We start from the raw sequence: 23,132 nt of genomic DNA, 5'->3' as shown, positions 1-23,132 counted from the left end.
TGCCAAAACCATAGCGTTTTTAGCCGGCCAGCCATTGCATGGCAGCAGCTTTTTCTTCCCGGTTATAAATTCTTATTTCGGCAGGCACCAGCGGCGAAACCAGTTTGGTAATAGCAGCCAGCCTTTCCGGTTCGCCCACAACTGCTATTTGGCTGAAATCGTTGTAGTGCTTTATATCCATTTTCAGGTCTTCCCACAATGCTTGCAACGTGGGCATTCCCAGGTGCTCGATCTCGCCGTAAAGTTTTATTTTGCCAAATTGCCTGATCTTCGTTTCCAGCGTTGGAACAATGCCGTCATAATCGGCTTTGGTTAGCGAGCCGCTGATCTTCAGGGCCACAACATTTTCTTTCGGGCTTGGTAGTAATTCGATCATAATGCAGTTTTTTAAGTGAAAAGCTTACCGTTTTTGTACGGAAAAAACCGGACAGGTTCTAATCTTTTACCAGTTTCGGATTCGCTTTTTCTTCTTTCATTTCCAGCGCCAGGAAATAATTCAGGCCGGTCCGGAGCACGGCAATGGCCGCCAGTTTACCAATATCGTCCCAGGTTGGAGCAACAGCCGTTTGCAGAATATCGGCACCCAGTAAAAATTCCAGCGCCAGGGCCAGCGATCTGCCTAAATTCTGCCTGATCTCGCTGCGCGGTAAGCAAGGAGATTTGTTCAGGATAAGATCACGGATATAAAGATAGAAGGCTTTTATAGTTGCAAATCCGATTATCATAGCCGCTCCAACTTCCACGAGGCGCGCCAGGTAAACGGTTATCATTTTAATAATCTCTTCCATGCAGACTCAGTAATTTTAAATGAAAATTTCCGGAAGTTTTAATACGGGAAAGTACGTAAGCAACGCAAAAACGACTGTTTCTGGCGAAAGTTTAGTATCGAGATTCTGGAATCAGGACGGAATTTATCAATTTATTCTGGCTTAAATGCTGCCGAATTTTCGTAAATTGGAATTTTATTTTTGCAGCCGCAGATCAAAAAATAAGCCTGCTGCGTTTAACCTTTACCTATGAATACTACCCTGAGATCCGCTTCGCTAATCGTTTTTTTCTACCTGCTAACCATATCGGCCACTTTCGCTCAAAACCTGAAACTGGATGAAATAGCAACCTGTATCACCTCCAAAAATTACCCTGATTGTTTATTTGAAATGGTAGAAGCCAAAGGGTTTTACCGCATCGATAAACAATACCTGCCTTATTGCGACCGCGTAATTTATGTTCTTCAAAAAGCCGATAAGCCGGTTATGTTCGTAAACCCGGTAATTTGCCCGAAACCACAACGTAGCGAAATTTACCCGGTAAGAGTTAAAACCGAATTGGAATTGCAGTTTCAAAAAGGCGGGCAGGCTCAATTCGAAAGCATGAGTGCGCAGATCCGGAAAATAGCAAAGCTAATCCAGCCGGAAAACGGTATGGTTTCGGAGCCAAAAAGTAACGAAACCAAACGCGTTTACCGCCACGAAGCCACCGGCATTACTTATGTGATCATTAAATCATCGCCGGCTTCCTTCATTTATTTGCTGAAATAAGCTGTTACCGTTCTTTGGGTTTTACGTATGGCAGAAAGAATATTTTTTTGTCAGCATGAGCCTCGAAACCTACAACCAGAAACGCGATTTTAAGCAAACGCCCGAACCTAAAACCAACGGAAAACCAACCAAAGGCACCCTGCGCTTCGTTGTGCAGCGGCACGATGCTTCGAGCCTGCATTACGATTTCCGACTCGAAATGGAAGGCGTGCTTAAAAGTTGGGCTGTGCCGAAGGGCCCGAGTATGAACCCTGCCGACAAGCGTTTGGCCGTGGAAGTAGAAGACCATCCATACAGTTACCGCACTTTCGAAGGTGATATTCCGGCGGGTAATTACGGAGCAGGCCACGTAGATATCTGGGATGAAGGTACTTATCACCACACCGAAAATATGGACGAATCGGAAGGCGAAAAAACGCTATTGGCGGAGCTCGAAAAAGGCCGGATTCATTTTGTTTTGGAAGGCCGGAAACTACAGGGTGCTTTTACTTTAATGAAGATGAAAGGCCGCGGCGAAAATAACTGGCTGCTGCTGAAAAAAGACGATGAATATGCCGTGCACGAAAGCTATGATGCAGAAGAACATTTGGGAAAAACGGTAGCGAAAAGTAAAAAAAAAAGTCCAGCCCAAAGCCGGAAATCTAGCTAAAACCTCCAAAGTTGCAAAAGCAGCAAAGCCTGAAAAAGCCGAAATACCTCACCGCATCGTACCCATGATGGCGCGCCTCACCGACAAACCTTTCGACCACCCGGACTGGATATTTGAAAATAAATGGGACGGTTTCCGGGCGATTGCCGAAGTGGAAAACGGAAAAACGGAGCTTTATTCGCGCAGCGGCAATTCTTTTAAATCGCAATATCCACAACTGGTAAAAGCCCTGGAGAAACTAAAAGCAGATAAAGCAATTCTGGACGGCGAAATTGTAGTGCAGGATAAAAAAGGCCGCGTCATTTTCCAGGATCTGCAGAACTTTCAGAATACGCCTACCGAACATTTATACTATTACGTTTTCGATATTCTTTATCTGAACGGCGAAGATCTGCGGCAACTGCCTTTGCTGGAACGGAAAAAACGCCTTGAAGAGCTGCTGCAAAACACAGATCCGATCCGTTACAGCGAGCACCGGGTTGAAAAAGGTATTGCGTTTTTTAAAGAAGCTGAAAAATTGCAGACCGAAGGCATTATGGCCAAAAAAGCCGACAGCAAATATTTAACCGGCAAACGTTCCGACGATTGGCTGAAAGTAAAAACGCATTTGCGGCAGGAAGTGGTAATTGGTGGCTACACCGAACCCAAAGGCAGTCGTATCCATATCGGGACATTATTATTAGGAGTTTACGAAGGCGGTAAATTGCAATATATTGGCCAGAGCGGCAGTGGCTTCAACCGCGAAAGCCTGGAAATCCTGATCAGCAAATTGAAACCGCTGGAACAGGAGGAATCGCCGTTTGCCGGTAAAGTGAAAGTTAGCCGCACGGTAACCTGGGTAAAACCGGAATTGGTTTGCGAGATTTCTTTTGCCGAATGGACCTCTGCAGGACTGGTGCGGCAGGCCATTTTTGAAGGTTTACGGGAAGATAAAAAAGCCACCGAAGTAAGCCGGGAAAAAGAAATTTCGGCGAAGAAAGTAGTAACTGAAAAAGATAATAAACGCTAGGAATTCAGCCCTAAAAACTAACGTTTAGTTTTCCGGGTAGTGGAACAGTTCTACGCCGTATCGTTTCAGATCATAAATTTCGAGCACACTTTCACAGATCTTTTCCCGGATCACCAGGATCAGATTCAGGTGCGGAGGCAGGTTTGAAAAAATTATTTCCAGCGCCGGATTAAGGCCTTTTCCCTGTAGTTCCAGTGGACCAATTTCATCAACAACCAGCCATTTAATGCCTGGTAAGCGGCTGGTTTGCAGCAAAACATGGTTGGCCCAGGCAAATGTTCTCTCTGAAAATGTATAGCGGCCAACCTGTTGCACCTCGGCTTCATCCAGTTCAGCTTCCATAGCCAGCCATTCCTGCGTGCGGATATTCTGGAAACAGCGTTTATTAAATACGATCGGTGAAAGCAGGCCACCCACATCGGTCCGGCCGCTGCACCAATGGGTCAGGCGGGTGGTCTTGCGACTTTGCGTAGGTCCGGTTATGAGAAAGATCTTGGCCAATTGCGTATGAAAACGGTATTATTTTTCAGGAGAAAACAGGACCGGCGTTTCGGAAGGTAGTACAAATAATTGCCCGAAAGCAAGTTTCAGGAACGTACGCAGTCTTTTTATTCCCGTAAGGTTTGCGCTTTGCAGCCAGCTTTTTTTCAGAAGCGCACCCATTTCCGGAAGCAAGTTTAAAATGGCTTCGAGCTCCGTTTGCAGTGCACTTTTTTTGCCAGCCAGCCACTTTTTCAGCAACTGTAAAAGCAACGGCGAAATCACAAAATACCAAACCGAAACGATCAGAACGGAACGGATCAAAATCTGAAAGATCTTATGCTTTGGTAAAAATACCGGACCAATGCCGAAATAAGATTGCAGAAAAACCGCCAGCAAAACCAGCCAGATAACCACCAGACTGAATTGCAGCTTGAATCTTTTCCTTTTGGGTTTCGGTTCAATTTTACTTTGCAGCAACTCTTCTGGCAAGGAAAATTCAGCCGCTATTCCGGAAGTTTTGGGTAAACGGGAAGGTAAATTTGCGGCCACAAAACCAATAAAAATACCTGCCAGAACGTGTACACCAACATAAATTACCGCCAGGTAAACCGTAAATGGTCCGTTCTGCAGCCCAAGGCTTTGCGCAATTTTACCCAGATATTCATCCATCGCAACCCAGATATCAATTCCGAAAACCAACACCAGTTTACCTATATGCAATAAAGCCGATTGCAATTGCGTGAAAAATCCGAATAAAATGCCGTTCAGTTTGAAGTTTTTGCCGGAAAGGAAGAAAAGTTCGGCTAGCAAACCCTGGCTCAAAACGGCAATGTAAGCGGCCAAAGGCGCATGCGGACTTAGCATGGCTTTTACCAGCAAAACAAGTATGGTAGCTTTTAGAAGGTCGCCTCGCCGCCGCCGGAAACGTGCCAGCAGACTTAAACAGCAAACCGCAATACTGCCTACCACCAGACCTGTAAGGGGTATATGTAAAGCGTGTAAAATGCCGCCCAAAACGCCTTCCGCCAGCGCCCAAACAGCAATTAGCCGGTGCTGTAAACGTAACGAAACGGTATGGGAAAGGGTAGAAAAATTCGGAGCGGCAGTCATAACTGAAACCGGAATACAAAATCTGAAGCCGGTTATGTAAAAATAAGCAAAATTTCAGGAATAACGGTTTTGAAATTTTTATCCTGAAAATAGTGCCGCAGCCTAGTCGATGATTTCCAGTTGCTGGCCTGTTTTCAGAGTGGTACCCAAACCGTTATGGATCAGGTTCTGGCCAAAATTCACTTTATTGTTTTGCGTGCGATATGTTGCCAGCGTTTTTAAAGGTTCTGCAGATTGCTCGGCCGTTTCCTGGTTTATGGTAGTTACTAAGCAGCGTGCGCAGGGTTTTACCGGAAAAAAAGTGGTGTCGCCAATGGTAAATTCGGTCCAGGTATCTTCGTCGAAAGCGGAGCCGCCGGTAAAGACCAGATTCGGCCGGAAACGGTTCATTGGCAATTGTTCCGCCAGTCGGCTGTTCAGATCATTCAAACTTTCCTGCCCGATCATCATGAATGGATACGCATCTGCAAAACTAACCAGGTCATTCGGGCGGGCATATTCCGGATCTACGTGGCGCATGGCGTTATCGGGCATGTGCACCAGTTTACACGGCATTCCCAAGGCTTCCGAAAACCAGGCGTTCGCTTCAGCAGTTACTTCAAAGGCAAAAGATACGTCGTTCCAGATGCTTACCAGTTTGGTTTTTTCGTCGTTGGCCTCAAAAGGAATTTGCAGCGGCGCCATTTTTTGCTGATTATGGGAAACCAGGAAACCGGTATCCGTTAATTCAACCTGCAGCAAAGCCATGTGCGCAAATTTGCGTTGCGTCAGAAAATTGCCTTTTTCGTCTACCAACATCCAGCGACGGTCGTATTGCAACCCCCGTTTTTCAACCAGCGTCTCGTTCACCCGAATTCCGCCTAAAGATTTGATAGGGTAAATGTAAATGTCGGAAAGGGTATAAATTGCCATAGAAAATTCTGGATATGAGACCGCGAAACTACTTAAATTCCGGCATATTAAGCACAAATATACCCGCCTGTGATGGCATTATCAGATGGCATAGCTCTGAGCCTGCATGGATTTCAGCCATTGTTTTGCTTTCTCCACATCACCGAAAAGCTGCATGTTGAAAATGCCGTTCGCCCGGCGGTGAAGATCCTGGGCCGATAAAGCACCAGCTACATTTGGAGCCAGCACATGCGCAAAATATTGCAGCCCGGCTTCTTTCATTTGAGATATCCAATTGCACTCGAGGTAATCGTTGGAGCTATCCCAGGGGCCACACAGTTCCCGGTTATCGTTTAGAATATAGGCGTAATGATTTTTTTGAATTATTTCCAACACCAGGTCGGCACCTTTTATCAGGTTGTCTTTAGTAACAAAACTTATCCAGTTCAGGTAGAGCCAGTTATTTTCTTTATCGTACTCCCAACGCAGAAAAGGTTTATTGAGGTTATTTAAGAGTTCATGCTGCATGCCAAAGAGTCTAAAAGGTGAGAATTAAGGGCAAGTTATATGCTAAAAAATTTACTTAGTGTATTCATACTGATTTTATTAGAAAAAGTATTGTGTTTCTTGTTTATATTTTATAAACATTAAATGAACTGGTTTTTTTGCGTTGAAATATTTCTGTTTTAGGAATAGGAAAATTGTGCGGTGCAATTCCCGTACATCTTACCGGAAAAACCTATATTTACATAGTTCCGCCGTTTAAAAAGAACCCGATGACCCGATTTATATTGAACCAGCAAAGCATCAGCACCGATCAGCCGCCCGGTTTGCCTTTGCTCGATTTTATCCGCTATCAGCAACACCTGAAAGGCACCAAAATTGGCTGCCGTGAAGGTGATTGCGGCGCTTGTACTATTCTGGTCGGATCTTTGGAAAACGGGCAGGTCCATTACCGGTCCGTTACTTCCTGTTTAATGCCGCTGGCAAACGCCGAAGGAAAGCACATTGTAACGATAGAAGGCCTGAATTTAGATGAACTAAGCCCGGTACAAAAAGCCATTGTGGAAGAAAACGGTACGCAATGTGGTTTCTGTACGGTCGGTTTTGTGGTGTCGCTTTCCGGGTTTTGCCTTTCTGAAAAAGAACCGACTTACCCAAAAGCATTGGCAGCCATGGATGGAAATATTTGCCGCTGCACCGGTTATAAATCATTGGAACGCGCCGCCAAAAAACTGGTAATTAATTTGAAAGAAAAAACGACGGAAAACGGTATGGATTGGCTCGTAAAAAGTCAGTTTATACCAGCGTATTTCCCGGAAATTCCGCAACGTTTGCAGGCTTTACAAACCCAGGAAGCTAAAAAAACGGTAGGGTTTCCGGAGGAAAAAGTCGAATATCTGATTGGAGGCGGAACGGATCTGTTGGTGCAAAAGCCGGAAGCAGTGCAACTTTCAACCGTTAGAACGCTGGCCCAGGATTCTGGTTTAAAAGGCATTACAAATGATTTGGGGCAAATAACCATTGGCGGTAATACCACGGTAGAAGAATTGCGGCAAAGTGAAGCCATGCAGGCAGCGTTTCCGGAACTACATCAGTATTTGAAACTGGTTTCTTCCACGCAGATCCGCAACATGGGCACCGTTGCCGGAAACTTTGCCAATGCTTCGCCGATCGGGGATCTGACCATCTTTTTTCTGGCGCTAAACGCTACCATTTTCCTGCAAAAAAGTGGTAATCACCGCGAACTTCCGTTAAAAGAATTTTACCTCGGTTATAAAAAACTGGCGAAAGAACCCGACGAAATAATTGAAAAAATCACGTTCGATATTCCGGATAAAAACACGCATTTCAATTTTGAGAAAGTATCGAAACGCACCCATCTCGATATTGCCAGCGTAAATTCGGCCATCATGCTTAAAGCGGAAAGCAACGTAATTTATGAAGCGCATCTTTCCGCCGGCGGCATTGGCCCCATTCCGCAGTATTTTATGCAGACATCGGCTTTCCTGATTGGTAAAGAAATTGCTCCGGAAACGCTGAAAGAAGCCGCTACATTGCTACAAACTGAAATTGCCCCAATCAGCGATGCGCGCGGTTCCGAAACGTATAAACGCCTCTTGCTGCGCCAGCTTTTCTTTGCGCATTTCCTGAAACTGTTCCCCAACACCTTAACCGCCGAAAACCTGCTATGAGAAACATCGATGCTTTTAACCACGTGCGCGGCGAATCGGTTTACCTCGACGATATTCCGGTGCGGCAGGGAACGCTTTACGCCTGGGTTTTCAGCTCGCCGGTAGCGCACGGTAAAATTCTGAACCTCGATTTTTCGGAAGCGCAAAACATGCCCGGCGTGGTGAAAATTTTTACTGCCAACGATGTTCCCGGTCAAAACCAGATCGGGGGTATTATTGCCGATGAACCGCTTTTAGCCGACGGCGAAGTGCATTTCTGGGGCCAGCCCATTGCCGTGGTTTTAGCTGAAACGGAATTGCAGGCACAACTTGCTTCCCACAAAATTCAGATCGAAATTGAAAAACTGCCGGTAATTACGGACCCGCGGGAAGCGCATAAAGTCGGGAAATTAATTATGCCGCCCCGAACCTTTGCCCTTGGAAATACCGAAACCGCTTTTGCTGCCTGCGAACACGTTTTTGAAGGCATGGCGGAAAGCGGCGGGCAGGAACATTTATACATCGAAACGCAGGGCGCTTATGCTTTTATAAAAGAAAACGGCAGCTTTTACGTAGCTACTTCCACGCAAGGACCAACGGCCGTGCAACGCCACGGCGCAGCGGTTTTGGGTATTGGCATGTCCAGAATTGAAGTGGATGTGATGCGTTTGGGAGGCGGTTTTGGCGGGAAAGAAGATCAGGCAACGCCCTGGGCCGTTATGGCTTTACTGGGTGCAGCTTTAACCAAACGGCCGGTGAAATTATCGCTACACCGCCTGGAAGACATGCGCATGACCGGCAAACGCCATCCGTATTCTTCTGATTTTAAAATTGGCTTCGATAAAGATCTTAAAATTCAGGCTTACGAAGTTACGTTTTATCAGAATGCCGGTGCTGCTGCCGATCTTTCGCCGGCGGTGCTGGAGCGCACCTTGTTTCACTGCACCAATTCCTACTTTATTCCGAACGTAAAGGCTACTGCTTTCAGTTGCAAAACCAATTTGCCACCTAATACAGCTTTCCGGGGTTTTGGCGGTCCGCAGGGCATGTTTGTGATTGAAGCTGCTTTGGCGCACGCCGCCGAAAAATTAGGCATGGAAGCTTCGGTTTTGCAGGAAATGAATTTGCTGAAAGAAGGCGATGAATTCCCGTACGGGCAAATTACCGAAAACTGCGAAGCGCAAAATTGCTGGCAAACCGCTTTCGGAAAATACGATCTGCCGAAACTGCGCGACGAGATCACCATTTTCAACAGCCAGAATAAATTCCTAAAAAAAGGCATGGCTTTAATGCCGATCTGCTTCGGAATTTCTTTTACTAAAACGGCCATGAACCAGTCGCGGGCATTGGTGCATATTTACCAGGACGGCAGCGTAGGCGTAAGTACCGGCGCCGTAGAAATGGGGCAGGGCGTGAACACCAAAATGCTGCAGGTTGCGGCGCGGGTTTTAGGCATTGATCCCAAACGCATCCGCATAGAAACCACCAACACCACGCGCGTAGCCAACACGTCGCCATCGGCTGCTTCTGCCACCGCCGACCTGAACGGGAAAGCGGTGCAAATGGCCTGCGAAACGCTGAAAGAAAGATTGAAAACGCATATTGCCATTCAGTTAAATTTGCCGGAAAATACACCGATCGAAATTCAGGAAGAACAGGTTTGGGTGAACGGAAAAACGGTAGACCTTTCGTGGGAAAAACTCGTGTTCTCTGCTTTCTGGAGCAGAATTAGTTTAAGTGAAAATGCCCATTACGCCACGCCGGAAATTCATTTTAACCCGGAGATTGAAAAAGGCCATCCGTTTGCGTACCATGTTTACGGCACCGCCATTATAACTACCACGGTAGATTGCCTGCGCGGCACCTACGAAATCGATAGCGTGAAAATTGCCCATGATTTTGGTTCCAGCCTGAATACAAACGTGGACCTGGGGCAAATTGAAGGCGGTTTGGTGCAGGGAATTGGCTGGATGACGCTGGAGGAATTACTCTATAACCAGGAAGGCCGGTTGCTTTCCAATGCGCTTTCTACCTATAAAGTACCCGATATTTATTCTGTTCCGAAGGAAATTGAGGTGCATTTTATGGATACCAAAGGCAGTAAACTGGCCATTTTCGGTTCCAAAGCCGTGGGTGAACCGCCGCTTATGTATGGCATTGGTGCTTATTTTGCCTTGCGCAACGCCATAAAAGCTTTCCGGCCGGCGGCTGAACCAAAATTTTCTGCCCCAATGACGCCTGAAAAAGTATTGCTAACTTTGTATCCGGATTTCGGAAGCCAGCCTTGAGATTTTTGCCCGGAAACCCTACCGTTTATACTGTTTAATTTCCATTTTTTGAATTTCGTTTACACCCGTTCTAATATCTTCAGAGGTTTCCTGATCTATGCTTCCGGCGATACGGCGGCGGCACTGCTGCAAAATCAGTTCACCGTTACCCGCATGCTCGGCATGATGGTTTTGGGCGCCACGCTTTATGCCTTCGAGATCCCGAATTATTTCCGGTGGCTCGATGGCAAACTGGTGAAAACCAATTCCTTAAAAAATGCCTTGCAACGCACCTTGCTTTCGCTGGCCTATTTCAGCCCTTTATGGATTGCTCGGCACATGTTTTTTATCAAGCTTTTTTCTGGTAATTTTCATGAAATATCCTGGGACCTTTTCCGGATCGCAGCAATTTCTTTTGTAGTGAATCTGCCGGTTTCTTTATCGGCCAATTACCTGATCCAGAATAAAGTACCGTACCGGCACCGGTTTATGGCTAGCGCGCTTTTTTCGGCAATAATGGCGGTTTATTTTGCGCTGGCGGCGACTTGGTTTAAATAGCGATCAGGGAGTATTTTGAGCGAATAGGGGATAAGGGTTAATGAATAATTCTTCGGTTGTATATTTGAACTGATAAACTTTACGGAATACCAATTACTGAATAATGAAAGATCTACAGGTTTGGGAATTTGTGCGGAAGCGTTTGCAGCGGGGTGCGCCGGTAGCTTTACTGGCAGTTTTGCACCACGAAGGAAGCAGCCCGGGGCGGCAGGGTTTTAAAATGGCCGTGCGCATTTCCGGCGAAATGTGCGGTTCAGTAGGCGGCGGAATTATGGAACATAAACTCGTAGAACTGGCTAAAAAAATGCTGGCCGACAACCAGACCAAACCCATTCTGAAACACCAGATCCATTCAAAACTGGCGGCGCAAAACCAATCGGGCATGATCTGTTCGGGGCACCAGTCGGTGGGTATTTATCCGTTGCAGGTAACTGATCTTCCGGAAGTTGAAAAAATAATTACGGCCATTAAGAACCGGAAAAAAGGCGTGCTCCAGCTTATTGAAAAAGGCATAAGTTTTTTCCCGGATATGCACCAGCCGGTGCGTTATGGTTTTTCATCGCAAAAGCCTACCGTTTGGCAATATACAGAAGTGCTGCCGGAAAACGATTCGGTGTATATTGTTGGTGGAGGTCACGTAGCACTTGCTTTTTCTAAAGTAATGAGCCTGCTTGGTTTCGACCTGCATTTATTCGATGACCGGGAGGGGCTGGATACTTTTGAGCAGAACCAGATCGTACATTTCAAAACGATCACGCCCTTTTCGAAGCTCGCAGAATTTATTCCGGAAGGCGATCAAAGTTACGTGGTGATCATGACCTTCGGTTACCGTTCTGACAAAGAAGCCCTGAAACAACTGGCCGGTAAAAAATTTAAATACCTCGGCCTGATGGGCAGCAAAACCAAAGTAGACCAACTGTTTAACGAGTTGCTCGAAGAAGGTTTTTCGGAAGAAACGCTGCAAAAAATATATTCCCCGATAGGGCTTCAGATAAAAAGCGAAACGCCGGAAGAAATTGCCATCAGCGTAGCCGCCCAGATCATTCAGGTTCGAAATCGTTAAATTATTAAATTGTCTAATTGTTAAATTGTTTTTACGAGTTAGAAAGGTTTTTTTAAGTTCAGGGCTGTTTCATTCTAAGTAAAAAAACTGCTCTTCCGAATCTATAGATCCGGAAGTTATCTGTGGCAGGTCTATTAACCCGCATTTACTGCCTTGCAGACCTTCATATGCGGATTGATAAATCCGTAACAGGTGGTTTTCGGATAAAAATATCCGAAAAAGCAATTGTGATCAGAAATGCATGGTCATCCCCTGCCCCCATCAAAGGGGGACTTTATCTTTAAAACGCTATCCTTTTTCACTAGAAAACTGCCACATAAAAAAATGCCTCGACTTTCGCCGGGGCATTTTTTTTTATCAATCAACAATTAACAATCAACAATTAACAATCAACAATTAACAATCAACAATTAAACTGCTTTCTGTTTGGTCAGTTTTTTCCATTGGGTAATGTAGCGCTGGTTTAGCTTTACGTAATCTTCGTTACGCGCTTTTTTAGCCAGGAAAACAGATTCATTGGCCGCGGCAATGGCTTGGTCGTATCGCTTTTGTTTCGCCAGAATTTTCGCTTTTAAGTGCACTGTCCAGTATTTTGGATCGATGGAAATGGATTTATTGATCCATTCCAGAGCCTGCGTCAGGTTCTTATCGTTGTTGTAAAGGTAACCGGCAGCCAGGTAATATAAACTGTAATCGGGTTCTTTCTGGTTTTTAATCCGTTCCTCGATTTCGGCCATTACTTTGGCATCTACTTCAGTTTCGATCCGGAATTTAACGGCTGTTTTGGCCCATAGCAATTCTACGTCGGCGGAGTTCTGGGTGTAGTTGGTCAGGTCTATGGTGAAGGCTTCTACGTTGTTGGCGTTTTTCTGGGCCGGCACGTTAAAGCGCAGCAGATCGTTGCCCTGGTTGTATTTATCGGAGCCCCAAAGCGTCGGATCTTTGTAAATGATGATCGTCCACTGGTCTTCGCCGGGAATGGTGTAAAGGGCGTAAGTGCCGGCTGGAACGCGGTTGCCTTCTAAAGTAACATTATCGGCAAAGGTTATTTTGGTAGATTCGTTCGCGCCGGTGCGCCAAACTTTGCCATACGGTACCAGGTCGCCGAAAATTTTACGGCCCTGCACGCTCGGGCGCGAATAATCGAAGGTTACATCGGTGAGGCCAACTTTCTGCGTGATCTTCGCGCGCGGGCTGATGGGAGGTAATTCGATTTGCGCAAAGGCAAGGCCGGAGAATAAAAACGTGAAGCTGAAAAAGAGGGTGAATAAAAGGTAAGAATTTCGCTTGTGCATACAAATGAATTTAGGTTATCAATCGGTAATTTTCCGAAACTGAAAAATGCCGTAAAAGGTTGTGAATGGACTTGACAAAACTTTACCAAACATCTGCTGCATAAAAAAGGCTGTCTGCATAAGACAGTTAAGATTTTGAAGGTAGAGACGGAATACTTTACGTCTCCAATCGGGGTACCAGTAGTAGTTTTAAGATGTAAATGCAATTACAAGGCTGAAACAAAACGCAAAAAATTGTTGCAATATATTGTCGCAATGCTGTGAAAGACGCAAAGTATTGCGTCTCTACAGTGGCTCCCGAAATTAGCCTGACGGCTATAGTGAAAACACCAACAACGGCACAAAAAAAAGGCCACCTTATTGAGGCAGCCTTTTGCGTTTTTGAGCTTAAAAGCATAGCATTTTAGTGTTGCTGTAGTTGGAGTTTTAAAAGGTTGGCATACAAGCCGTTATCTTCTGAAAGTGCTTCGTGTGAACCTTCTTCGGCAATTTGACCACCATCGATCACTAAAATTTTATCGGCTTTGCGGATGGTGCTTAAACGGTGGGCAATTATAATGCTGGTGCGGCCTTTCATCAGTTCATCCATGGCATCCTGCACCAGTTTTTCGGATTCGGAGTCTAAGGAGCTGGTTGCTTCGTCGAGAACCAAAATAGCAGGGTTTTTCAGGATGGCGCGGGCAATGGCAATGCGCTGGCGCTGGCCGCCGGAAAGCTTGATGCCGCGTTCGCCGACCACCGTTTCAAAACCTTCGGGGAAAGAAGAAATGAACTGGTAGGCGTTGGCTTTTTTCGCAGCTTCGGTAATTTCTTCCAAAGTTGCGTTCGGTTTTCCGTAGGCAATGTTTTCACGAATGCTGCCGCCAAATAAAATGGTTTCCTGCGGCACAATGCCGATGTTGTGGCGCAGCTGCGTTAAATTGTAAGCGTTAATATCCTGCCCGTCGATGCTGATGGAGCCCCTTTGCAGGTCGTAGAATTTCATGAGCAGCTGCACAATGGTAGATTTACCGGCTCCGCTCGGTCCCACTAACGCTATTTTTTCGCCGCTGTTAATGTTGAAGCTGATGTTTTTAAGCACCTGCACATCGGTGCGGGTTGGGTAGGAGAAGGCTACGTTTTTGTAGGCAATATTACCTGTTACCCGCGAAGCTGCATTGTTGAAAGGTTCGCTTTCCTGCACCGGTTCGGCTTGTTCATCCAGAATTTCCAGCACGCGTTCCGAAGCGCCTAAAGACACCTGCAGCTTGCTGTAAAGATCGCCTAAACCGCCAACCGAAGCGCCGATAAAAGTGGTGTACATTACGAAAGAAAGCAGTTCGCCAATGGTAATATCGCCGTGTTGCACGAGCGTAGCGCCGTACCAGATAATAGCAATGATGCCGCCGAAAATACCGATGATGATAAAGGAAACGAACGCGCCGCGGTAATACGAAGCCTGTAAAGCCGTGCGCACCGTTTTATTCAGGGCAGTATTATAGCGTTTTATTTCGAAAAATTCGTTGGTGAAGGCTTTTACGGCGTTTATGGCTTGCAGTGTTTCTTCAACAATTACGTTCGTTTTGGCGAGTTCGTCCTGGGTGCTGCGGCTCAGTTTTTTAATTCTTTTTCCGAAAACCATGGCCAGCACAATGATGAACGGGAAGGTTGCCAGCATGAAAAGCGACAGCTTCACCGACATGATCATGATAAAAATAACGCCGCCTACCAGCGTAATGACCTGCCGGAAAAGTTCAGCCAGGGTAATAGAAAGCGTATCCTGCAATTGGCCAACGTCGGAAGTGATGCGGCTGGTGATTTCGCCTACACGCCGTTTTTCGTAGAAATGGATGGGCAGCGTCATGAATTTCTGGTACAGGCTGCGGCGGATGTCGGCAACTGCGTTTTCGGAAACCTGCGCAAAGAAATAGATGCGGAAGAAAGAGAAAATGCCCTGCAACAGAATTACACCAAAAAGTCCGAGCGCAATAAGGTTGATGTCGTTTACAAACCAGTCGGTTTTGCCCATGGCCGAATCGACGAGCTTGCCGGTTACGAGCGGGAAAACCATGAAGGTGGAGCTTGAAAGCGCTAAAAAGAAAAGCCCGATAATGAATTTGGCTTTGTAGGGCAATACGTAATGAAATATCCGTAGGCCTTTTTTGAGGTTCTCTTTGGTAAGAGGTTTTTTGTTTTCTTTATCGTCAGCGCTTCCGTTTCTGGAAGGTCCGAATCCGCGTTTTGCCATTCTTTGCTTTTGTAATAGTTTTTCTCCCTTTAAGCATAGCGTTTTTGCAGGCTTTTTCAGGGGAAAATCGGGCAAAGATACGGAAATTTAAGGAGTTTTGCTTGGGAAGCGATTGGCCGGAGTTTTTTAGCTGGAAAGGATAGCGTTTTTGGAGGTTGATGAGCTTTGAAGTTAAAAATTACAGAGGCACTATTAGTATGAAACTTCTATCCAGCCTTTGGTAGTTTTTCCATACTCAGGTAGATTAAGAAAGTAATAATAAGTACCAGGAGTTATTTTCTCTTCTGGCCAATTATTATCGTACGCATCGTTTTGGTAAATTAAGCCACCCCAGCGATTATAAATTTTAAGATTACCTTGTTTTGGTAAAATACCTTGAATCACGAATTTATCATTTTTGTCGTCGCTGTTTGGCGTGATAATGTTTGGAATCCGGAAATTTTCGGAACAGAAATCGGCTTTTACTGTTACGCTCGCAGATGTAAAACAACTGCCGTTGCCTACCTTAAGTGTATAGGTTCCGGGTTGCGTTACATTTAGAGTAGCAGTTGTATCCCCGGTACTCCAACTGTAGGTTTGGCCGGGTTGTGAGGCGGCTAAATTAGTTAACTGAAGCGTAGACCCGGCGCAGAAAGTTTGTTCTTTTCCCAGATCAACCACCGGAATTTCATTTATGATCAAAAGGCTGGTATAAATAGATTCTATACCTTTTTCATAAACAGTTAGTGTAATGTTGTAAGGGCCGGGGCCGGTAAAGTTATGATAAGGAGAATTTTCGTTGCTTGAATTAGAAGCACCGGATGGAGGATCGTCGAAATTCCAGCTTACTGAATCTGCGTTTGAAGTGAAAGGGCTCGTGAAGTTAATATATGTTCCGGCACAATCGTTTTCGAAGTTTGGTCTGATCGGGCCCAGGTTACTTATTTTAGGTTCGGCACTCAGTTTTACTACCCAGTAATCGCTTTCTCCATAGCCTGCATGAGTTTTGTCGGCGGAAACGCCGGTAAGTGAGTTGCCGAGTAAAACAAAGGTTCCATCTGTGGTTTGGATCATCCCTTCACAATTGTCAGACTTTTTACTACCAATAATTTTGTCCCATACTTTGTTGCCAAAAGAGTCTAACCTGAAAATCCGGAGATCATATTCACCTTTCCCTTGCGCTTTTGAAATTATTGGATTGAAGGTGGAACCTAACAGAAAGCCATGATCATTGGCGGAAATTAAGCGGTAACTAAAAACAGAGAAATCTTCTAAACTTTTATCCCATATCTTATTACCGTTCTGATCCAGTTTCAGCAGCCAATAGTGCGGAAAGTGGTATTGGTATGGAGTATTGGTTTTCTCGCCGCTAACCGGAGAATTACTATGCCCACCAATTATAAAATTCCCATCGGGAAGCAAAAGGAGGTTCTCTATTCCTTCATTAGCATCTCCGCCATAGGTTTTATCCCAAAGCTTGTTGCCATTGGCATCCAGTTTTACAAGCCAGTAATCTTCTTCACCAACTTTACCTCGCGTTGGCGAGCTTTTGTCTCCGCTTACCTCTGAATTGGAAGTTCCTACTGCCAAGTAACCGCCATCTGGGGTTTGTTTAATTACTTTTAATTCGTCATTTTGCGTTCCGCCAAAAGTGGAATCCCATCGTTTATTGCCTTTCGAATCAATTTTAATTATCCAGAAATCTGTCAAGCCTTTTGAGCTCTGGCTTTTATCAAAACCTGCAGGTGAGTTAGATATTCCTCCCAAAATATATCCGCTATCGGCAGTTTCTTGAAAAGAATTTAATTTATCTAAATGATTTCCACCATAGGTTTTGTCCCAGATTTTATTCCCATTTGTATCCAGTTTAATAATCCAGAAGTCACTCGCACCTCTAGAAGATTCAGATTTATCTTCGTTGGTTGGGCCTGAACCAGCTGAAGTACCGCCAATGAGATAACCTCCATCAGTAGTTTCAATTATATCTGCAAGTAATTCGTTATTAGCTGAACCGAAAGTTTTATCCCAGATTTTAATACCATTCTGGTCAGTTTTTATGATCCAGTAATCCAAAATGCCTTTACCAGATTCGCTCTTTACGCTATTTTTATCTGACCATGAATTTCCGCCAATGATATAAGAACCATCGGAAGTTTGTTTGATGTTGATAGCTTCATCCCTAGTTGTTCCGCCATATGTCTTATCCCATAATACCGTAGGCAGAGTTTGAGCTAAAACATGACCAGTGCTTTCTAATAAGGCAAAAAGAAATAACACGTAAGCAAATAGCTTTTTGGTTAATTTTTGCTGTTGTATGAAAGAAGAAGTATATAGTTTCATAAACCTTGTTAAAGGTATCTTTAACAAAGAAAAGAAAATGTATATAAATATAAAATGTTACAGGTTGAATTACTTAAGAAAGGAACACTTTTTAACATCAAAACCCTATTGTTTTAAGAAGCCACCGGCATTAACGCCACTACATCTTCCGGGTGTTTTTTGGAAATGAACCACAAGCCCATAAAGGTCAGGAAGCCGTTGAGCATCAGAATTTCGAAGCCGAATTCGTAGCCGAAAAGCCATTCTTTGGAGTTTGCATTGGTAATGTAGGTAAGAATAGGGCAGACCACGCAGATAAGCGGTACCCATTTGTCGCGGAGGTGGCGTTTGGTGAAAAGGCCGAAAGCGTATAAACCGAGTAATGGCCCGTAAGTATAACCGGCAACTTTAAAAACGGCGGCAATTACGCTCTGGTCGTTTATGGCCCGGAAGATCATGATCACCAACATCAGCATAAAAGAGAAGCCCAAGTGCACCATGTAGCGTAAACGCACGCGCTGGTGTTCGTCGCGGTGGGCAAAATCGAGAAAATCTACGCAGAAAGAAGTGGTAAGCGCCGTTAAAGCCGAATCGGCGGAAGCGTAGGTAATGGCTACAATGCCCACAATAAAGGTTACGCTGGCCAGAATATTAAAGTGTTTCAGGGCCAGGAATGGGAAAACATCGTCGCCTTTGGCGGGCAGCTGTATGCCTTTGGTATCGGCGTAAATGTAAAGCAGCGCGCCTAAGGCCAGGAAGAAAACGTTTACTAAAACCAGGATCACGCTGAACCAGAACATATTTTTCTGCGCTTCGCCAATGTTTTTGCAACTCAGGTTTTTCTGCATCATATCCTGATCTAAACCAGTCATTACAATGGTAATAAATGCGCCGGAAAAGAACTGTTTCAGGAAGTATTTGCTGTCTTTGGCGTCCCAGAAAAAGGTTTGCGAATATTTACTTTCCGTAATGGTGTTCACCATGCCATCGAAACTCAGGTTCAGTTCGCTGGAAATTAAAACGATGCTAGTGCCTACGCAGATCAGCATGGCTAAAGTCTGGAAAGTATCGGTCCAGATAATGGTTTTCATACCGCCGCGGAATGTGTACACCCAGATGAGCAGCACCGTAATTAAAACGGAAAGCCAGAACGGTACACCTAAAGCATCGAAAACTGCTAATTGCAACACGCCGGCCACCACGTAAAGCCGAAGCGCGGCGCCGATGGTGCGGGAAAGAATAAAGAAAAAAGCGCCGGTTTTGTAGCTCCAGTAACCAAACCGTTTCTCCAGATAGGTATAGATCGAAACCAGGTTCAGCTTATAATAAAGCGGCATTAAAATGGTGGCAATTACCAGGTAACCCAGTAAATAACCTAAAACCAGCTGCAAATACGAAAAACTGTTGGTTGCCACGGTTCCGGGAATAGAAATGAAGGTAACGCCGGAAAGTGACGTGCCGATCATACCAAAAGCCACAATGTACCACGGCGATTGCTTGTTGGCCAGGAAAAAGGTTTGCGAATCGGTATTCCTGCCGGTGAGGAAAGAAATAAAGATCAGGATGCAGAAATAAGCGGCAATAATGCCGATAATAAGCGTTGGCGACATGAAATTTCCTTAAATGCTTTGAGCAAAGATAAGGAAATCAATGATTTTTGCCTGCGGTTTATATTCTAAAATCCGAAGGGTTGCGCCGGGCTGAAACCAGAATTAAAGGAATTGTAATTGTTGAAAAAAGGCGAACCGTACGGATTTCCGTGGGAAGTACGGATGCTGCCATGCACGGAGAAATTTTTGTTGAATTTGTAACTCGCGTTGAATTCGGTGCCGTAGCTGGCTGGCATTTTAAAACCGTTCATCATTTCGGGTTGGCCGGAAATACCGGAAAAATCCCGCCAAACGCTGCCCGATAAACGCAATTTCTCTGAAACATCGTAAGCGCCGCCCACGTGAACGAGATAATGTTTGGTAGCCATCGGCTGGCGGTTTTCCGAAGCGAAAGATGTGAAATTGTTATTCAGATAGGTAACGCTGGAAAACACGCTGAATTTATTGTTCAGGCGGTAATACATGGCTGGCGATAGATACGAGGCATGTCCGTAATTGCTGAACATGGTGCCCGCCGATAAACTGAACGATACTTTTTGAGGAATTTGCACTACCGTTTTTGCATCTGCATTCGGATTTGTTTTCGCAACAGAATCGGAAGAAACGGTTGCGGCAACTTCCGGAACAGTATTGGTTAAAGCCGCTTTTTCAGTTTGCTGCGCGAAAGCAGAAAAGCCAACGGTAGCAAAAAAGGCAAGAAAAGTAAGTTTCAGTTTCATAAGCAATTGCATTTGCTGTGCGAAAGCAAGTTACAAAATTCTGCGGTTCTTTCCTTTAACGGAATTTTGGTTGGAAAAGTATGCCAGAAAATTGGTTCTAAGGTACACAGTATTTAAGTTCTAACCGTATGCAAACGTTTCAACGTAAAAGTCCCCCTTTGGAGGGGGTAGGGGGAGGAATTTTACGATTTCTGATACTCTCCCCTTGAGGGGAGCCGGTGGGGTGTAATCGCATGTAGAAAAACACCCCTCTATGAGCTCCGCTCGCAAGCTCAAACTCGCGTTTGGCTTGTCCTCAAGGGGAGAATCACCGTGTTTCGTATCTTCGCAATATGAGTTTTCAATAATGTTGTCCTCCCCCAACCCCCTCCAAAGGGGGACTTGAAGACATTACTTCAACCAGCTGTCTCTGAGTTTTTTAGTCGAATCGGATAGCGTTTTGCCGGTTTTTTCAATGGTTACTACTTCCATATCCGGATTTTCAATTAAAGTAACGGTGGTTTTTTTTACCTGGCCGCGCTGCTCAAATTCTAAGATCACGTTATCGCCGGGTTTATGTTTTTTCAGGATATTCTCTAGCGATTTAGCGCTGGTTATTTTTTTGCCGTTAAGCTTTAAAAGTATGTCTTCATTTTCTACACCGGCTTTATAAAGCGGACTTCCTGATAAACTGCCGATCTGCATGGTGGCGCGGTTGTTGGCAAAAGCAAGCGGCGCGAAACCGAGTGATGCCTGTTTTGCTTTTTCGGGGCGGAGTTCCATGCCAACGTTTTGCAGGAGCGTTTTAAATTCTACCGGAGCGTGGCCGTAAATGTATTTCTGGAAAAATTCGCTGGCGAAAGGTTCGTTTTTGGTTACTTCGGCTAAGGTCAGTTCCAGGTCTTTCAGCACGTAAGGTTTTTGGGTTTTGCCGTATTTCTGCCATACAGCACGCATAAAATCGTCCAGACTTAAACCCGCAAATTCGCTTCGCAACGTAAGGTCCAGCGCCAACGCCAACACATCGCCGTGCGTGTAATACGAAACATAGGTATTCAGGCGGTTGGTATTATCTACGGAACGGGCCGCATCTACAAAAGGCGCCAGCCGACTCATTTCGGCCGGCGAATAAAGATCTTTTCCGGGCAGCAGCAGGAAATTATCGAGGTTGCTGCTGAGTTGTTTGGCATATTCATCTACAGAAATTGCGCCGCTGCGGCAAAGCAAAAGATCGCCGTAATAATTCGTGAAACCTTCGGCAAACCAGAGTGCATCGCTTGAATTGGCATCGGCAAAATTGAAAGGTTCCAGGTTTTGCGGACGGATGCGTTCTACGTTCCAGGCATGAAAAAACTCGTGCGAAACGGTGCCTAAATTATCTTTGGCGTGGGTTTTTAATGGTCTTGGCGAGGTTAACGTGGTAGAGTTTCGGTGTTCCATGCCATCGCCGGCCGCATGTGGTACGTAGCAGCCAATAAACGTGTAAGTGCCAAAATCGAAATCGGGTAATTCACCGAAAACCTGTTGCGACTTCTGTACTACTTTCTTCGTTTCTTCTGCGTATTTATCGAATTCGGCAGCGGTTCCGTTGTGATGCAGGGCGAAGCGAATGGTTTTGTTTTTTCCCTGATCCTGCACCGGCCATTCGCGCCACATAAAATCAGCGAGCTCGGTTGGGGAATCCATTAAATACTGGAAATTCGGGGCAGAAAACGTGTTCTTTCCGGTTTCCGGTTTTAACTGCGTGGCAATGGTCCAGTTCTTTCCGGCCGGAATATCAAACGTTACAAAACTAGGTTTCTGGTCGAACACCGGGGCATACATGAACGTAGCCGGGGCGTTTAAATGCGCGTGCGTTTCATCAACGCCGGCATACGTTCCGTCAACGCGGTCCGCAAATAAGGTGTAAGTAACTTTTACGGTGCCGTCGTGGCCCGAAATATTCCATTGGTGCAGATTCGGGCGGGTAATTTTCAGCGTTTCGCCTTTGGAATTGGTTGCTTTTACGGCGTACACATTTTTAGCGAACTCGTGCAGCGCGTACCGCCCCGGCGAGCTTCGCGCCATGCGTACTTCTAACGTTTCCGAAGGTACGCCGGTAAATTCAGCGGTTATTTCGGCTTCGTGATGCACTAAATTCGGGAAGGAAATTTTGTAATTGGTTTGCGTTTGTGCCAGCAAAAGGGTAGGGAAAAGCAGCAAAAAACTGCCGGTAAAACGCAGGAATGTCTTTTTCATAGTTCGGGAAATCTTGGAACAGGGAAGATAAGGAAAAGCGGCGGAATCTTATTCTTCAGATGCAAGGTTTATGGGTTTTTTAACACAAAACCCTACCGTTTCCGGTAAGTTGCCGCGAAGATCAGGTTATGATAAAACAGGTGTTTGTTTAATTGCTCCAGCGGAAAATTCTCTAAGGCTTTCTCAATTTCTGGTAGTGTGTTGGCTTGCAGGTTGGCGGTAAGTTTGAAGAACAGCACCATGGTTTTAAGCAGACTTTTTTGCCAGAAATAGGTAGCGTTTTGCGGCGCAAAATCGGCCACAAGCCAAAGCCCATTTGGTTTTAAATGCCCGTGAAGTTTTTGCATGAGCTTTTGCAGATTTTCCGGCTGAAAAAGATCGAGCAGAAAACCGGTGAAAATTACATCGAACGTTTCTTCAGGTTGTAAAGTTTGTTCGGTTCCCAGGCGGAATTCAACTTTAGTTTCGGAGTTTTGGGACAGTTTTGCATAGCGTTTTTTGCTTTGTGCCAGCATTTTCTCTGAAACTTCGAGGTAGAGAATTTTGCTTGTTTTGTTTTGTTTCAGCATTTCTTCCAGAATCCAACCGGTGCCGCCGCCAATAATTAAAACAGTAACATTTTCGGGGATAAAAGGCAGCAAACTGAGCTGGGAATTTTTTATGCTTTGGCCGAAAATGAGTTTGGAAAGCGGGTCGTAAAATGGGGCTACAAAGTTGAAATTGTTTTGCAATGGGGGTTTGAGGTTTGGGAGTAGGAGTGAAGGTAAGTTTTTTAGTTTAAAAGGTATAGCGTTTTTGCGGTCATCTCGACGATAGGAGAGATCTCTTCAAGTTGGTAGTGTGGTTTGCAATTGACTTTTTCTGCTTGAAAAGATACTGTTTTTTACTGTCATCCTGAGAAACTGTTTTAAAAGCCATTAGCAACGTTTAAGCATTACTGAGATCATTGCTATATATACCATCGATTGGCTGTTCATTCTGTTCTTCTCATAATCTTTATTCAGACGCCTTGCATGCATCATCC

The 23,132-nt window shown here is 45.2% G+C and carries 20 protein-coding genes; 7 read left to right on the top strand and 13 right to left on the bottom strand.

The annotated features are described in order from the left end of the window. Positions 1–19 precede the first annotated feature (19 nt). Both ACFPIB_RS16420 and ACFPIB_RS16415 read right to left on the bottom strand, forming a co-directional pair. Positions 20–376 (bottom strand): SpoIIAA family protein, encoded by a 357-nt coding sequence (locus tag ACFPIB_RS16420; protein WP_378018559.1) that lies wholly within the window; start codon positions 374–376, stop codon positions 20–22. Positions 377–434: 58 nt separating this feature from the next. Next, positions 435–788 (bottom strand): DUF1622 domain-containing protein, encoded by a 354-nt coding sequence (locus tag ACFPIB_RS16415; protein ID WP_378018558.1) that lies wholly within the window; start codon positions 786–788, stop codon positions 435–437. A gap of 228 nt (positions 789–1,016) precedes the next feature. Here ACFPIB_RS16415 and ACFPIB_RS16410 point away from each other — a divergent pair, with 228 nt between their 5' ends. The 3 genes from ACFPIB_RS16410 (at position 1,017) to ligD (ending at position 3,196) form a co-directional block, all read left to right on the top strand. Then, positions 1,017–1,538: a hypothetical protein gene (locus tag ACFPIB_RS16410; RefSeq protein WP_378018557.1), complete on the top strand. Its 522-nt coding sequence runs from the start codon at positions 1,017–1,019 to the stop codon at positions 1,536–1,538. 55 nt (positions 1,539–1,593) lie between these two features. After that, positions 1,594–2,187 carry a DNA polymerase ligase N-terminal domain-containing protein gene (locus ACFPIB_RS16405; protein ID WP_378018556.1) on the top strand — a complete coding sequence of 198 codons (594 nt, stop codon included), beginning with the start codon at positions 1,594–1,596 and terminating at the stop codon, positions 2,185–2,187. A 64-nt stretch (positions 2,188–2,251) separates the two neighbouring features. After that, entirely contained in the window at positions 2,252–3,196 is a 945-nt protein-coding gene (gene ligD / locus ACFPIB_RS16400; RefSeq protein ID WP_378018555.1) for a non-homologous end-joining DNA ligase, read from the top strand. A 24-nt stretch (positions 3,197–3,220) separates the two neighbouring features. On the opposite strand, the gene ACFPIB_RS16395 is transcribed toward ligD, so the two are convergent. The 4 genes from ACFPIB_RS16395 to ACFPIB_RS16380 all read right to left on the bottom strand — a co-directional run bounded on the left by ACFPIB_RS16395 (position 3,221) and on the right by ACFPIB_RS16380 (position 6,208). Continuing rightward, entirely contained in the window at positions 3,221–3,697 is a 477-nt protein-coding gene (locus ACFPIB_RS16395) for a nucleoside-triphosphatase (protein WP_378018554.1), read from the bottom strand. An 18-nt stretch (positions 3,698–3,715) separates the two neighbouring features. Then, positions 3,716–4,789, bottom strand: a complete 1,074-nt coding sequence (locus ACFPIB_RS16390) for a hypothetical protein (RefSeq protein ID WP_378018553.1) — start codon at positions 4,787–4,789, stop codon at positions 3,716–3,718. Positions 4,790–4,891: 102 nt separating this feature from the next. Further along, entirely contained in the window at positions 4,892–5,701 is an 810-nt protein-coding gene (locus ACFPIB_RS16385; protein WP_378018552.1) for an MOSC domain-containing protein, read from the bottom strand. 81 nt (positions 5,702–5,782) lie between these two features. Then, positions 5,783–6,208, bottom strand: a complete 426-nt coding sequence (locus tag ACFPIB_RS16380) for a hypothetical protein (RefSeq protein ID WP_378018551.1) — start codon at positions 6,206–6,208, stop codon at positions 5,783–5,785. 248 nt (positions 6,209–6,456) lie between these two features. Between ACFPIB_RS16380 and ACFPIB_RS16375 the strand changes: the two genes are divergently transcribed. The 4 genes from ACFPIB_RS16375 (at position 6,457) to ACFPIB_RS16360 (ending at position 11,742) form a co-directional block, all read left to right on the top strand. Then, entirely contained in the window at positions 6,457–7,875 is a 1,419-nt protein-coding gene (locus ACFPIB_RS16375) for an FAD binding domain-containing protein (RefSeq protein ID WP_378018550.1), read from the top strand. Next, complete coding sequence (locus ACFPIB_RS16370) at positions 7,872–10,142, top strand: xanthine dehydrogenase molybdopterin binding subunit (RefSeq protein WP_378018549.1); 2,271 nt, start codon at positions 7,872–7,874, stop codon at positions 10,140–10,142. The genes ACFPIB_RS16375 and ACFPIB_RS16370 overlap by 4 nt, the downstream gene beginning before the upstream one ends. A 48-nt stretch (positions 10,143–10,190) precedes the next feature. Next, the gene (locus tag ACFPIB_RS16365; RefSeq protein ID WP_378018548.1) at positions 10,191–10,679 is read left to right on the top strand and encodes a hypothetical protein; all 489 of its coding nucleotides are present in this window, start codon (positions 10,191–10,193) and stop codon (positions 10,677–10,679) included. 103 nt (positions 10,680–10,782) lie between these two features. Beyond that, complete coding sequence (locus ACFPIB_RS16360; RefSeq protein ID WP_378018547.1) at positions 10,783–11,742, top strand: XdhC family protein; 960 nt, start codon at positions 10,783–10,785, stop codon at positions 11,740–11,742. 410 nt (positions 11,743–12,152) lie between these two features. On the opposite strand, the gene ACFPIB_RS16355 is transcribed toward ACFPIB_RS16360, so the two are convergent. From ACFPIB_RS16355 to ACFPIB_RS16325, 7 genes are all read right to left on the bottom strand, one after another. Continuing rightward, positions 12,153–13,037: a DUF2911 domain-containing protein gene (locus tag ACFPIB_RS16355; protein ID WP_378018546.1), complete on the bottom strand. Its 885-nt coding sequence runs from the start codon at positions 13,035–13,037 to the stop codon at positions 12,153–12,155. A 403-nt stretch (positions 13,038–13,440) separates the two neighbouring features. Beyond that, positions 13,441–15,264, bottom strand: coding sequence for an ABC transporter ATP-binding protein (locus ACFPIB_RS16350; protein ID WP_378018545.1), 1,824 nt, complete (start codon positions 15,262–15,264; stop codon positions 13,441–13,443). A 192-nt stretch (positions 15,265–15,456) separates the two neighbouring features. Beyond that, positions 15,457–17,610, bottom strand: a complete 2,154-nt coding sequence (locus tag ACFPIB_RS16345) for a T9SS type B sorting domain-containing protein (protein ID WP_378018544.1) — start codon at positions 17,608–17,610, stop codon at positions 15,457–15,459. 86 nt (positions 17,611–17,696) lie between these two features. Next, the gene (locus ACFPIB_RS16340) at positions 17,697–19,172 is read right to left on the bottom strand and encodes a sodium:solute symporter (protein WP_378018543.1); all 1,476 of its coding nucleotides are present in this window, start codon (positions 19,170–19,172) and stop codon (positions 17,697–17,699) included. Between the two features lie 65 nt (positions 19,173–19,237). After that, complete coding sequence (locus tag ACFPIB_RS16335; protein WP_378018542.1) at positions 19,238–19,891, bottom strand: hypothetical protein; 654 nt, start codon at positions 19,889–19,891, stop codon at positions 19,238–19,240. A gap of 390 nt (positions 19,892–20,281) precedes the next feature. Beyond that, on the bottom strand, positions 20,282–22,108 hold the full coding sequence (locus tag ACFPIB_RS16330) for a M61 family metallopeptidase (RefSeq protein ID WP_378018541.1): 1,827 nt from the start codon (positions 22,106–22,108) through the stop codon (positions 20,282–20,284). Positions 22,109–22,200: 92 nt separating this feature from the next. After that, positions 22,201–22,839, bottom strand: coding sequence for a class I SAM-dependent methyltransferase (locus ACFPIB_RS16325; protein ID WP_378018540.1), 639 nt, complete (start codon positions 22,837–22,839; stop codon positions 22,201–22,203). Positions 22,840–23,132: the final 293 nt, after the last annotated feature.

This window comes from Adhaeribacter terreus (assembly GCF_042657365.1).
GTDB classification, from domain to species: Bacteria; Bacteroidota; Bacteroidia; order Cytophagales; family Hymenobacteraceae; genus Adhaeribacter_A; species Adhaeribacter_A terreus.
The sequence above is the reverse complement of the archived record's forward strand: the minus strand, read 5'-3'. Positions and strand labels throughout refer to the sequence as shown.

Excerpts from the sequence above, each read along its gene's own strand:
- ACFPIB_RS16420 (WP_378018559.1), bottom strand. The coding sequence starts at position 376 with ATGATCGAATTACTACCAAGCCCGAAAGAAAATGTTGTGGCCCTGAAG.
- ACFPIB_RS16415 (WP_378018558.1), bottom strand. The coding sequence starts at position 788 with ATGGAAGAGATTATTAAAATGATAACCGTTTACCTGGCGCGCCTCGTG.
- ACFPIB_RS16410 (WP_378018557.1), top strand. The coding sequence starts at position 1,017 with ATGAATACTACCCTGAGATCCGCTTCGCTAATCGTTTTTTTCTACCTG.
- ACFPIB_RS16405 (WP_378018556.1), top strand. The coding sequence starts at position 1,594 with ATGAGCCTCGAAACCTACAACCAGAAACGCGATTTTAAGCAAACGCCC.
- ligD (WP_378018555.1), top strand. The coding sequence starts at position 2,252 with ATGATGGCGCGCCTCACCGACAAACCTTTCGACCACCCGGACTGGATA.
- ACFPIB_RS16390 (WP_378018553.1), bottom strand. The coding sequence starts at position 4,789 with ATGACTGCCGCTCCGAATTTTTCTACCCTTTCCCATACCGTTTCGTTA.
- ACFPIB_RS16385 (WP_378018552.1), bottom strand. The coding sequence starts at position 5,701 with ATGGCAATTTATACCCTTTCCGACATTTACATTTACCCTATCAAATCT.
- ACFPIB_RS16380 (WP_378018551.1), bottom strand. The coding sequence starts at position 6,208 with ATGCAGCATGAACTCTTAAATAACCTCAATAAACCTTTTCTGCGTTGG.
- ACFPIB_RS16375 (WP_378018550.1), top strand. The coding sequence starts at position 6,457 with ATGACCCGATTTATATTGAACCAGCAAAGCATCAGCACCGATCAGCCG.
- ACFPIB_RS16370 (WP_378018549.1), top strand. The coding sequence starts at position 7,872 with ATGAGAAACATCGATGCTTTTAACCACGTGCGCGGCGAATCGGTTTAC.
- ACFPIB_RS16360 (WP_378018547.1), top strand. The coding sequence starts at position 10,783 with ATGAAAGATCTACAGGTTTGGGAATTTGTGCGGAAGCGTTTGCAGCGG.
- ACFPIB_RS16355 (WP_378018546.1), bottom strand. The coding sequence starts at position 13,037 with ATGCACAAGCGAAATTCTTACCTTTTATTCACCCTCTTTTTCAGCTTC.
- ACFPIB_RS16350 (WP_378018545.1), bottom strand. The coding sequence starts at position 15,264 with ATGGCAAAACGCGGATTCGGACCTTCCAGAAACGGAAGCGCTGACGAT.
- ACFPIB_RS16340 (WP_378018543.1), bottom strand. The coding sequence starts at position 19,172 with ATGTCGCCAACGCTTATTATCGGCATTATTGCCGCTTATTTCTGCATC.
- ACFPIB_RS16335 (WP_378018542.1), bottom strand. The coding sequence starts at position 19,891 with ATGAAACTGAAACTTACTTTTCTTGCCTTTTTTGCTACCGTTGGCTTT.
- ACFPIB_RS16330 (WP_378018541.1), bottom strand. The coding sequence starts at position 22,108 with ATGAAAAAGACATTCCTGCGTTTTACCGGCAGTTTTTTGCTGCTTTTC.